This is a genomic window from Thiobacillus thiophilus, from assembly GCF_055378705.1.
On record NZ_AP042404.1, the window covers coordinates 2820242 to 2832262 of the forward strand.

9 protein-coding genes are annotated in these 12021 nt (G+C 62.9%); 4 read left to right on the plus strand and 5 right to left on the minus strand.

Going from position 1 to position 12021, the window contains the following annotated elements; all coding sequences use genetic code 11:
- Positions 1-9: 9 nt before the first annotated feature.
- The 4 genes from ACZ41T_RS14120 to ACZ41T_RS14135 all read left to right on the plus strand — a co-directional run bounded on the left by ACZ41T_RS14120 (position 10) and on the right by ACZ41T_RS14135 (position 5209).
- Positions 10-1110: an acetate/propionate family kinase gene (locus ACZ41T_RS14120; protein ID WP_464922003.1), complete on the plus strand. Its 1101-nt coding sequence runs from the start codon at positions 10-12 to the stop codon at positions 1108-1110.
- Positions 1111-1222: 112 nt separating this feature from the next.
- Entirely contained in the window at positions 1223-3553 is a 2331-nt protein-coding gene (locus tag ACZ41T_RS14125; protein ID WP_464923987.1) for a phosphoketolase family protein, read from the plus strand.
- 177 nt (positions 3554-3730) lie between these two features.
- The gene (locus tag ACZ41T_RS14130; protein WP_464922004.1) at positions 3731-4777 is read left to right on the plus strand and encodes a phospholipase A; all 1047 of its coding nucleotides are present in this window, start codon (positions 3731-3733) and stop codon (positions 4775-4777) included.
- A gap of 123 nt (positions 4778-4900) precedes the next feature.
- Positions 4901-5209, plus strand: coding sequence for a hypothetical protein (locus ACZ41T_RS14135; protein WP_464922005.1), 309 nt, complete (start codon positions 4901-4903; stop codon positions 5207-5209).
- 270 nt (positions 5210-5479) lie between these two features.
- Here the strand turns inward: ACZ41T_RS14135 and ACZ41T_RS14140 are convergent, their stop codons facing one another.
- The 5 genes from ACZ41T_RS14140 to murJ form a co-directional block, all read right to left on the minus strand.
- Entirely contained in the window at positions 5480-5917 is a 438-nt protein-coding gene (locus tag ACZ41T_RS14140) for an FKBP-type peptidyl-prolyl cis-trans isomerase (RefSeq protein ID WP_464922006.1), read from the minus strand.
- On the minus strand, positions 5914-6408 hold the full coding sequence (gene lspA, locus ACZ41T_RS14145; RefSeq protein WP_464922007.1) for a signal peptidase II: 495 nt from the start codon (positions 6406-6408) through the stop codon (positions 5914-5916). The genes ACZ41T_RS14140 and lspA overlap by 4 nt, the downstream gene beginning before the upstream one ends.
- A gap of 94 nt (positions 6409-6502) precedes the next feature.
- The gene (gene ileS, locus ACZ41T_RS14150) at positions 6503-9289 is read right to left on the minus strand and encodes an isoleucine--tRNA ligase (protein WP_464922008.1); all 2787 of its coding nucleotides are present in this window, start codon (positions 9287-9289) and stop codon (positions 6503-6505) included.
- 12 nt (positions 9290-9301) lie between these two features.
- Positions 9302-10231 carry a bifunctional riboflavin kinase/FAD synthetase gene (locus tag ACZ41T_RS14155; protein ID WP_464922009.1) on the minus strand — a complete coding sequence of 310 codons (930 nt, stop codon included), beginning with the start codon at positions 10229-10231 and terminating at the stop codon, positions 9302-9304.
- Positions 10232-10294: 63 nt separating this feature from the next.
- The gene (gene murJ, locus ACZ41T_RS14160) at positions 10295-11833 is read right to left on the minus strand and encodes a murein biosynthesis integral membrane protein MurJ (protein ID WP_464922010.1); all 1539 of its coding nucleotides are present in this window, start codon (positions 11831-11833) and stop codon (positions 10295-10297) included.
- Between the last annotated feature and the right edge of the window lie 188 nt (positions 11834-12021).

Here is a 12021-nt window from a genome sequence, read left to right on the forward strand (position 1 = left end):
AGGACAAAAATGAAGCTTTTGACCGTCAACGCCGGAAGTTCTTCCATCCGCCTCGCTGCCTATGCGAGCGAGCGGCGCCTGCTCGCCACCCATCACAGCGATGCCGCACCCGCGCGGGCGCAGACCGTGCTGCGTGAGTTCATCAAGCAGCACGGCCTCGATGACATTGCGGTCGTGGCGCACCGCGTGGTGCACGGTGGCAATACGCTCGTGCGCTCGTGCGTGATCGACGCCGCAGTCGAGCGCGAGATTGAGCGGCTTTCCGTGCTCGCGCCGCTGCACAATCCGCCGGCACTTGCCTGGTTGCGCGCCTGCCGCGCGCTGCTGGGCGCGCGTGTCCCGCAGGTGGCGGTGTTCGATACGGCGTTCTATGCGCACCTGCCCGAGGTCGCCGCAACCTATGCGCTGCCACGAGCGCTCAATGCGCGCCTTGGGCTACGTCGCTTCGGCTTCCACGGGCTGGCGCACGAGGCGATGTGGCGGCGCTGGTGCGCGCTGCGGCCGGATATCGCGGATCGTGGGTGCGTGATCTCGCTCCAGCTCGGCGCCGGCTGCTCGATCACCGCGGTGCGCGACGGTCGGGCGGTCGACACCTCCATGGGCTTCTCCCCGCTTGAGGGGTTGGTGATGGCAACGCGTAGCGGTGACGTCGATGCGGGATTGCTGCTTTATCTGCAAAGCGTCGAAGGCATGTCGCCCGAGCAGCTCGGAAGGCTGCTCAACGAGGCGTCCGGCCTGCTTGGACTTTCCGGCATCAGCGGCGATATGCGTACCCTGCTCGAGTCGAGCGATCCGGCCGCGCGCTTGGCCGTGGAGGCTTACGCCTACCGTGCGCGCAAGTACATCGGCGCTTATTTGGCGGCACTGGGTGGCGCCGATGCCATCGTATTCGGCGGTGGCGTGGGTGAGCACGCCCCGACGGTGCGTGCGGCGGCATTGAAAAATATGGAATGGGCCGGCGTGCGCCTGGATGCCGCTGCAAATGAAACAACCGTGGCGAAGGCGGGTCGAATCAGCCGCCCCGGCAGCAAGATCGAGGTCTGGGTGCTTCCCGTGGATGAGCAACAAATCCTGGCACAGGAGGCGCTGGCGGTGATCAGCCGTCAATGAAACGCATGACAAAAGGAGAGCAAGGATGAATCTGAAAGCAAGCAACAAGCAACAAGCCCGGCCAACCGGCGCAAAGGTGGACGGACCGCTGTCCGCAACCGAGCTGCGCAGGATGAACGCCTACTGGCGCGCGGCGAACTATCTATCGGTAGGACAGATTTACCTGCTGGACAATCCGCTGCTCAGGTCGCCGCTCAGGCTCGAGCACATCAAGCCGCGGCTGATCGGCCATTGGGGTACGACGCCGGGGCTGAATTTCATCTATGTCCACCTCAACCGTGTGATCAAGGCGCACGACCTCAACATGATTTACATTGCCGGTCCTGGCCATGGCGGCCCGGGCCTGGTCGCCAACACCTGGCTGGAAGGCACCTACAGCGAGGTTTATCCCAATATTGCGCAGACCGCCGAAGGCATGAAGAAACTGTTCCGGCAGTTTTCGTTTCCCGGCGGCGTGCCGAGCCACGTGGCGCCGGAGACGCCCGGCTCGATCCATGAGGGGGGTGAACTGGGCTACTCGTTATCGCATGCCTACGGTGCGGTGTTCGACAACCCGGATTTGATCGCCGCCTGCGTGGTCGGCGATGGCGAGGCCGAAACCGGACCGCTGGCGGCTGCATGGCATTCCAACAAGTTCCTGAACCCGGCGCGCGACGGCGCGGTGCTGCCGATCCTGCATCTCAACGGTTACAAGATTGCCAACCCCACGCTGCTCGCGCGTATCCCGCACGCAGAGCTGGAGAGCCTGTTTACCGGCTACGGTTACAAGCCGTATTTCGTGGAGGGATCCGACCCGGCGCTGATGCATCAGCAGATGGCAACGATTCTGGATACGGCCATTGCCGACATTCAGGCCATCCAGCAGGACGCGCGCGCCAATGGCGTCAAGACGCGTCCTAACTGGCCGATGATCATTCTGCGCAGCCCCAAGGGATGGACCGGGCCGAAGGAAGTCGATGGCAAACAGACCGAGGGTTCGTGGCGCTCCCACCAGGTACCATTCGGCGACATGGCGAATCCGGAGCATCTCGGGCTGCTTGAGCAGTGGATGCAGAGCTATCGGCCTGAGGAACTGTTTGAGGAAAGCGGCGCGCTGAACGCCGAGCTTGCCGCGCTGGCACCGCAAGGTGCGCGGCGCATGGGTGCCAACCCACATGCCAACGGCGGCCTCCTGCTCAAGGATCTCAAATTGCCGGACATCCGCGATTATGCGCTCAAGGTGTCTATTCCCGGCGCGGTGACGGGCGAAGCAACCCGCACCATGGGCGTGTTTCTGCGCGATGTGATGAAACACAACCTCGATGCATGCAACTTTCGTGTCATGGGGCCGGACGAGACGGCATCGAACCGTCTCGGCGCGCTGTTCGAGGTGACCGAACGGACATGGGTGGCCGAACACTTGCCGCAGGATGATCATCTCGCGGCCGATGGCCGGGTGATGGAAATACTGAGCGAACATACGTGCCAGGGCTGGCTCGAGGGCTATCTCCTGACCGGCCGCCACGGACTGTTTTCCTGTTACGAGGCGTTCATCCACATCGTCGACTCGATGTTCAACCAGCATGCCAAGTGGCTCAAGGTGTGCCACGAAATTCCCTGGCGCCGCCCCATCGCCTCGCTCAATATCCTGCTGACTTCGCATGTGTGGCGGCAGGATCACAACGGCTTTTCGCATCAGGACCCGGGTTTTATCGATCACGTGGTCAACAAGAAGGCCGATATCGTCCGGGTATACCTGCCGCCGGATGCCAACACACTGCTCTGCGTCACCGAGCAGTGTCTGAAGAGCCGCGATCTGGTGAACGTCATTGTGGCCGGCAAGCAGCCGCAGCTTCAGTGGCTGGATATGGAGAGCGCGACCCGCCACTGTGCCGCCGGCATCGGCATCTGGGAATGGGCGAGCAACGACCAGGGCGGCGAACCGGACGTGGTGCTGGCGGCAGCAGGCGATGTGCCCACGCTGGAAATGCTGGCGGCCATCGACATTCTGCGCCAGCACGCACCCGAGCTGAAAATCCGCTTTATCAATGTGGTGGACCTGATGACTCTGCAGCCGAAGGAAGAGCACCCGCATGGTCTGTCGGACAAGGACTTCGATACGCTGTTTACCACCGACAAGCCGATCATCTTCGCCTATCACGGTTATCCGTGGCTGATCCATCGCCTGACCTACCGGCGGACCAACCACCAGAACCTGCATGTGCGTGGCTACAAGGAAGAAGGCACGACCACCACGCCCTTCGACATGGTGGTGTGCAACGATCTCGACCGTTTTCATCTGGTGGCGGACGTAATTGACCGCGTGCCGACGCTGGGTTACCGGGCGGCGCATCTCAAGCAGGCGATGCGCAACAAGCGCATCGAACATCGCGAGTACATCATCCGCCATGGCGAGGATATGCCCGAGGTGCAGGAATGGCAGTGGGGGGCAAGTAATACGTGACGTCACGACAAGGTGGCGTGGGGAATACCAGGAACCCGTGGTTGATTCTGCGGTTTGTCGATCAGGCAGGCCGCTTCCGGCTGCGGCTCGACACCCCACGACCCGGCTCCATTCCATACCCACTCGAGTAGTGGCGCGCCTAAAATATGAATCCACCCATAACAACAGGAGCCAAAAATGAAACCGATCAAGTGCCGTTTCGGCAGCACTGCGGCGATATTCATATGGGGCGGTCTGTTTGGCGCCGTGCAGGGATACTCCGCCCAGGCCTCTCCGCTTGCCGATCTCGAAACCTGCGCAGCCATCAAGCAGGATGCCCGGCGGCTGGCTTGCTTCGATCATTTGACCAATCAGCTTAAGCCCCCATCACAACCCACGCCGCAGGAAACGGCGCTGCAGCAAGCGGTCCCGGAAACGGGTGCGATTTCGGCATTGTCACGCCATTGGGAACTGGACGACGCGGCCAAGCAGGGCACCTTCCTGCTCAAGTCGCACGGCACCAATTATGTTCTCCCGGTCAAATACAGCGACTCGCCCAACAACACCCCGTTGCGAGGGAGTCTGCTGCAACCCGATCAAGGCCTGGATTCGGTTGAAGCCGAACTGCAATTGAGCTTCAAGGTCAAAGCGATTGAAGGCGTGTTCAGTGACCGTGCCGATTTGTGGATGGGTTTCACCGGGACGTCCTACTGGCAGGCCTACAACAGCAGCATTTCCGCTTCGTTCCGGGAGACCAATTATGAGCCCGAGGCGATGCTGGTGTTTCGAACCGACTACAGCTTGGCGGGTTTAAGAGGGCGTTTTATCAACTTGGGCTTGGTGCACCAGTCCAATGGTCGCCCGGAAGGCTTGTCGCGCAGCTGGAACCGGATTTATGCGCAGTGGGGGTTCGAGCGCGGCAATTTTGCGTTGCTGGTCAGGCCGTGGTACCGCATCCCGGAAAGCGCAGCGGATGACGACAACCCGGATATTGAGGACTATATGGGCAACGGCGATCTGCTGGCGGCCTACAAGAACGGCGGCCACACTTACTCCATATTGCTGCGCAATAACCTGGAAGGCTCATCCAATCGTGGCGCGGTGCAGGTGGACTGGAGTTTCCCGATCAATGGCCGGCTGCGGGGGTATGTCCAGTATTTCAATGGCTACGGTGAATCGCTCATCGACTACAACCACAGCCAGCAATCGCTTGGTGTCGGCGTGAGCCTGATGGACTGGATGTAGGCACGGCCATCGCATGGACACGAAACAACCTGAAACAAGCTGAAACAAGCTGTAACGGCTGCGAAAAAACCGGGCAATACTTGGGCGTCACCCTTCGTTTCAACCCAATGGAATCAAAATGGCATGCGCTTCCTCTTCATACAATTCATCTCTTTTGCTTGCATGTTGTTCGTCATGGCCGCTCAGGCAGGACCGGACACTCAAACAGCAGTGAACGTGGAGCGGGGCACACCGACATCGGTTGCTGCATCGCATTCATCCGATGCGGCTGGGGTCGAGGATTCAGATGGGAACACCGGCGTAAAGAAAGTCGTGCGTGGTGGTAGCCGCTATGGCATCGGTTTTGAAGCCCGTCAGGGTATCGGATCCGATGTGCAAGGGAATCGCGGTGGGCGTGATGGACGCGCCAAACGTGGTAGTCAGGGGCGATGAAGGGTTGATTTATGGTAAACCCTTTACCCGCTTGAAATAGACAGGGTCAGAATTAGAGAAAATTCACTGTTCGATCTAAACGAAAGTGATTGCTGGAAGATGGCCTGTTTGCTGCCAGCGGCAAGCTTTGAACACGCGACAAGGATCAGGGCAGGTCGAACCTCAACACCTTGGCAGCCTTGTTGATCCGGTTGTCGAAGCAAGCGAATCTCACCTCCCCTTTCAGCTGTGGTGTTGGCGATAAGGGCTTGCTGAGAGGGGTGCTCGGATTCACAGGATGCGTTCGATTTCCACTTCGAATTCGATGCACAGATCGGCGAGCGGGTGGTTGAAGTCGACTTTCACCGCGTCGCCGCCGATTTCCAGAATGCGCCCGGCCAGGGTCTGGCCGTTGGGCATGGCGAATTCGAAAAGCTGGTCGATCTCGAATTTCATATCGATGGGCAGGTCGGATTTGGGCAGGGTCTGGATCAGGTCGGGCTGGCTGTCGCCAAAGGCCTGCCAGGGGTCGAGCAGGAATACATGGCGCTCGCCGGGGCGGATGTCGATCAGCCATTGCTCCAGCATCGGCGCCAGGGTGCCGTCGCCGAGGGTCACGGTTTCCGCTTCGGGGTCGTCGAAGTTGGAGACGAGGTCGTCGCCGCCGCGCGGGCGCAAGGCATAGCGGAGCTGGAGGGTATCGCCCGCGGCGACGGCGCGATCGGTCATGATTTGTGTGCGGCGTCTTTGCCGAACAGACTGTCCCAGATCAGCAGGGCGGCGCCGACGGAGATGGCGGAATCCGCGACGTTGAACGCCGGCCAGCCAACCCCGCTGTAGTGGAAATACAGGAAATCGACCACGTGCCCCAGCACGGCGCGGTCGATCACGTTGCCGAGCGCGCCGCCGAGCATCAGTGCCAGCGAAAAGGCCATCCGCGGCTCGCGCGCGTGGCGCTTGAGCAGGCGCACGATGATGACGGTGGCGATGACGCCGACCGTAATGAAAAACCAGCGCTGCCAGCCGCCGGCATCCGCCAGGAAACTGAATGCCGCGCCGGTGTTGTGCACCCGCACCAGCGAAAAGAATGGCAGCACCGGGATGGTTTCCTGGTAATCGAGGGTAGCGGATACCCACCATTTCGTCAGGTGGTCCAAGGCGATGACGGCGAGGGCGAGGCCCAGCCATTTGCGTATTGCGGGGTCAGAGAAATATTTCATGGCGTAGAAGTTTAATCGGGGCGAGGGCGGGGCATTGCGATGCCGTAGCGTATGTTCGGTCGAATCGCTTCGCGCTCGATGACGGCTGGCCGTGTCAGGCATGCGTGCGCGCTTCGCCGTCGCCATAGAGGTTGCTGACGCAGCGACCGCACAGGCCGGGATGGTCGGCGTGGGCGTCGACGTCGGCGCGGTAATGCCAGCAGCGCTCGCATTTTTTCGCGGTGCTCGGGGTGACTTCAACGTGGTCGGTATCGGCCGCGACGACCTGTGCCTGCGAGGTGATCAACACAAAGCGAAGGTCGTCGCCCAGCGGCGTCAGCAGGGCGAGGGTGTCGGGACTGGCCTGGAGCGTGACTTCGGCCTGCAGCGACGAGCCGATGGCACCGCCGACGCGCACGGTCTCCAGCTCTTTCTGCACCTCGGCGCGGATGGCGCGGATGCGGGTCCAGCGGTCCAGCAGATCGGCTTCGCCGGCCTGTGACGGCAGTTCGTGCCAGGTATGCAGGAACACCGAATCGTCCGAACTGCCCGAGAGTTCACTCCACACTTCCTCGCCGGTGAACGACAGGATCGGCGCCATCCAGCGGCTAAGGGCTTGGGTAATGTGGAACAACGTGTTCTGCGCGGCACGGCGGGCGCGGCTGTCGGCGCCGCTGGTGTAGAGGCGGTCCTTCAGGATGTCGAGGTAGAAACCGCCGAGGTCTTCGGAGCAGAAAGCTTGCAGCTTCTGCACGATGAAGTGGAATTCGTAGGCGTCGTAATGCGCCTGCAGCTCGCCCTGCAGTTTCCGCGTCAGCGCCAGCGCATAGCGGTCGATTTCCAGCCACTCCGCCACCGGCAGCGCGTGTGCCTTGGGGTCGAAATCCGACAGGTTGGCGAGCAGAAATTTCAAGGTATTTCGAATCCGGCGATAGCCTTCCACCACGCGTCTGAGGATCTCGTCGGACAGGGACAGCTCGCCGGAATAATCGGTGGATGCCACCCACAGCCGCAGAATATCTGCTCCAATGCTATTCGCGATTTCCTGGGGCTCAATGCCGTTGCCCCTGGATTTGGACATTTTGTATCCCTTGCTATCCACCACGAAGCCGTGAGTCAGCAAAGCCTTATAGGGCGCGTGGCCGTCGGTGGCGCAGCCAGTGAGCAAGGATGACTGGAACCAGCCGCGATGCTGGTCGGAGCCTTCCAGATAGAGGTCGGCCGGGTGCGCGAGCTCGGGACGGCGCTTCAGCACGCAGGCGTGGGTGACGCCGGAATCGAACCAGACGTCGAGCGTGTGGCCGGTCTTGTTGTAGTGCGCGGCGTCCTCGCCCAGCAGTTCGGCCGGGTCGAGCGCGAACCAGGCCTCGATGCCGGCGGCCTCGACGCGCTTCGCCACGGCTTCCAGCAGCTCTGCTGTGCGCGGGTGCAGTTCGCCGGTTTCCTTGTGGGTGAAGAAGGGCATCGGCACCCCCCAGTTGCGCTGGCGCGAGACGCACCAGTCGGGACGATTTTTGATCATCGCCTCCAGCCGCGCACGCCCCCAGCTCGGGAAGAACTGCGTCGCCTCGACCGCCGCCATCGCCTGCTCGCGCAAGGTCTCTCCCTTCTCCCTTCCCCCTTCCCCCTTCACTTCCATGCCAATAAACCACTGCCGCGTCGCGCGGAAAATGATCGGCGTCTTGTGGCGCCAGCAATGCGGGTAGCTGTGCAGCAGTTTCTCGTGCGCCAGCAGGTTGCCGCTGGCTTCGAGCGTGTCCAGAATCAGCGGGTTGGCCTGCCAGATACTCATGCCGCCGACCAGCGGAACGCTGGCGTAGAAGCGGCCGTCGTCGCCCACCGGGTTGTCGACTTTCAAACCGTAGCGGCTGCCGACGACATAGTCGTCGAGGCCATGGCCGGGCGCGGTGTGTACCGCGCCGGTGCCGGCATCGGTGGTGACGTGGTCGCCGACGATGATCGGCACCTGGCGTTCCTGGAAGGGATGCCACAGCAGCACGCCTTCAAGCGCCTGGCCGGTGGTGTGCGCGATGACCTCGGCGCCGTCGGCGAGGCCGTAGCGCGCCAGCGCAGACTCGCGCAGGCTGTCGGCGAGGATCAACAGGCCCTTGGCCGTACGCACCAGCGCGTACTGGAAATCGGGGTGCAGCGCCACCGCCTGGTTGGCTGGCAACGTCCACGGCGTGGTGGTCCAGATGACGATCTGGATCGGTTCCGCTATCGATGCAATGTCGAAACGGCGCGCGAGGTCAGAGGGGTCGGCCACGGCAAAACCGACGTCGATCGCCGGCGAGGTCTTGTCCTCGTACTCGACTTCGGCTTCGGCCAGCGCCGAGCCGCAGTCGACGCACCAGTGCACCGGCTTGGCGCCCTGATACAGATAGCCCGCCGTCTGGATCTGTCCTAGCACGCGCAGGGTGTCGGCCTCGAACTGGAAATCCATCGTGCGGTAGGGATTGTCCCAGTCACCCAGCACGCCCAGGCGAATGAAGTCGGCCTTCTGTCGCTCGATTTGCGTCGTCGCGTATTCGCGGCACAGCTCGCGGAATTTTGCCGGGGCGATGGCCTTGCCGTGGGCTTTTTCCACCTGCAGTTCGATCGGCAGGCCGTGGCAGTCCCAGCCCGGCACGTAGGGTGCGTCGAAACCGCTCAAGGTCTTGGCCTTGACGATGATGTCCTTGAGGATCTTGTTGACCGCGTGGCCAGTGTGGATGTCGCCGTTGGCGTAGGGCGGGCCATCGTGCAGGATGAATTTCGGCCGGCCGGCTGCTGCCTTGCGGATGGCTTCATAGCGCTTTTTCTCCTGCCAGTTTCTTACCCAGCCCGGTTCGCGCTTGGCGAGGTCGCCGCGCATCGGGAAAGGGCTGTCGGGAAGATTGAGCGTGCTTTTGTAGTCAGGCATGGCGTCTGGGTTTTATTTGATCTTGGCTAGGAAATGTTTGGCGTTGTCGACGTCGCGGCGGATCTGTGCAACGAGGCTGTCGAGGTCGGGGTATTTTTCTTCGTCGCGCAGCTTGTGCAGAAAATCCACCCGCACGCGGCGGCCGTATATCTCCGCATTGAAATCGAACAGGTGCACTTCGAGCACCGGTACGGCATCAGGGTTTTTGACCGTCGGGCGTTTGCCCAGGCTGGCCGCTCCCGGCAATGGCTCGCCGTTGAGGCCGTAGACCTCGACCGCAAAAATCCCCAGCAGCGGCGGCCGGTTGTGCTTGAGCTGGATGTTGGCGGTGGGGAAGCCGATGTCGCGCCCCAGCTTGTCGCCGTGCATCACGCGCCCGGAAATGCTGTAGGGCCGGCCCAGCAGGCGCTCGGCGTGTTCGAGTTCGCCCGCGGCGAGCGCCTGGCGCACTGCGGTGGACGAGGCGCGCTCACCGGCCACTTCGACCGTGGGCAGGAATTCGGCGTCGAAGCCGAGCGACTGGCCGGCCTGCTTGAGCAGGGCAAAATCGCCCGTGCGCCTGGCGCCGTAACGGAAATCGTCGCCCACCAGCACGTAGCGCGTCTGCAGCGTCGTGCCCAGCACCTGCTCGATGAAGGCCTCGGCGGACAGCGCCGAGAACGCGCGGTCGAAACGGAACACGTGCAGCCGGTCGATCCCCATCCGCTGCAGGCATTCGGCTTTTTCGCGCAGGCTGGACAGGCGCGCGGGTGCCTGTTCGGGGGTGAAGAATTCGCGCGGGTGCGGCTCGAAGCTCAGCACACAGCTCGGCAGGCCGCGCGCGCGCGCCACGTCCTGCAGGCGGGCGAGCATGGCCTGATGGCCGAGGTGCAGGCCGTCGAAGTTGCCGATGGTGACCGCGTGGGGCGTACCGAGTGGAGTCAAGCCGTGGGTAATGCGCATTGCCGGTGGGTGCGATAAAGGCCGCGGGCGCCGAAAGGGAGCAATTCTAGCCGATTCGACGCCTTATTCGGCCGCGCTGCGGGCGAATTGCCGCGGGCGGAAGCCCATCAGACCGAGCGCGGCGAAATACAGCGCGATGCCGCCGCCGACCAGCAGCGCCAGTCTGATTGCGCGGTCGAGGAAGCCGGCCGCCAGCCACCACTGCGCCTCGCCCATGGTGGCGAAAAGCATCGCCGCCATCAGCGCGGCGGCCAGCAGCACGCGCAGGAAATAGCCGGTCCAGCCCGGTTGCGGCTGGTAAATTTTCTGTTTTTTCAGCAGGTGCAGCAGCAAACCGGCGTTGAGGCAGGCCGCCAGGCCGATCGACAGCGCCAGCCCGGCATGGCCGAGCGGAATGATGAAGGCGAGGTTCATCATCTGGGTGGCGAACAGGGTGAAGAGGGCGACCTTGACCGGAGTGCGGATGTTCTGCCGCGCGTAAAAGCCGGGCGCCAGTACCTTGACCAGGATCAGCCCGACCAGCCCCAGGCTGTAGGCGACCAGCGCCCGCTGGGTCATGGCGACATCGGTCGCATTGAAGGCCCCGTAGTGAAACAGCGTGGTGATGAGCGGCACCGCCAGCACCGCCAGCGCGGCGGCAGCGGGCAGCGCGAGCAGCAGGGTCAGGCGCAGGCCCCAGTCGAGCAGCTTGGAATATTCAGCTGTGTTGTCGTCGGCATAATGCCTGGCCAGGCTGGGCAGCAGGATGGTGCCGAGCGCCACCCCCAGCATGCCGGCGGGAAATTCCATCAGGCGGTCGGCATAGTACAGCCACGACACGCTGCCGCTGGCAAGAAACGACGCGAAGATGGTGTTGATCAAAAGACTGATCTGGGCGACCGAGACACCCAGCGTGGCCGGCGCCATCAGCCTGAGGACGCGGCGGACCCCCGGATCGTCGAAATGCCGGGTGGGGCGCGGCAGCATGCGGATCTTCAGCAGGTGCGGCAGCATCCACGCCAGTTGCAGTACGCCGCCCAGCGCCACGCCCCAGCCCAGCGCCAGCACCGGCGGGTCGAAATAGGGCGCCAGCCACAGCGCGGCGCCGATCATGGCGACGTTGAGCAGCACCGGCGCGAACGCCGGCACCGAGAACTTGCTGTGGGTGTTGAGAATGCCCGCCGCCAGCGCCACCAGCGAGATAAAGACGATGTAGGGAAAGGTGATGCGCAGCAGACTGACGGTGAGCGCGAACTTGTCCGGGTCGGCCCGGAACCCGGGCGCGCTGACATAGGCCACCCACGGCGCGCCCACCACCCCCAGCAGGGCGATCCCGACCAGCGCCAGCGTGAGGGCGGTGCCGATCTGATTGACCAGGGTCTGGGTGGCGTCGTGGCCGCGGCGGCTCTTGTATTCCGCGAGGATGGGCACGAAGGCCTGCGAGAACGCGCCCTCGGCGAACAGGCGCCGCAGCAGGTTGGGAATCTTGAAGGCGACGAAGAAGGCGTCGGTCAGCATGCCGGCGCCGAACACGCGGGCGATGATGGCGTCGCGCGCGAATCCCAGGATGCGGGAAAGCAGGGTCATGCTGCTGACCGCAGCGAGGGCTTTGAGGAGATTCATGGGCGGTGGCATTTTGCGCGCATTGTGCGGGGCGGGCGCCGCAACTGCAACCACATGCAAAAGTCGCTTGATTTGTGGCGGGGGTTTCCCGTACAATCGCGGGCTTTGGTGGATCTTCCCACCAGTGGCGTCCGTGGGAATCGGGGCGCTTCAGATTCAGGATTGATTTTTTGCCTTGCCCATTGTGC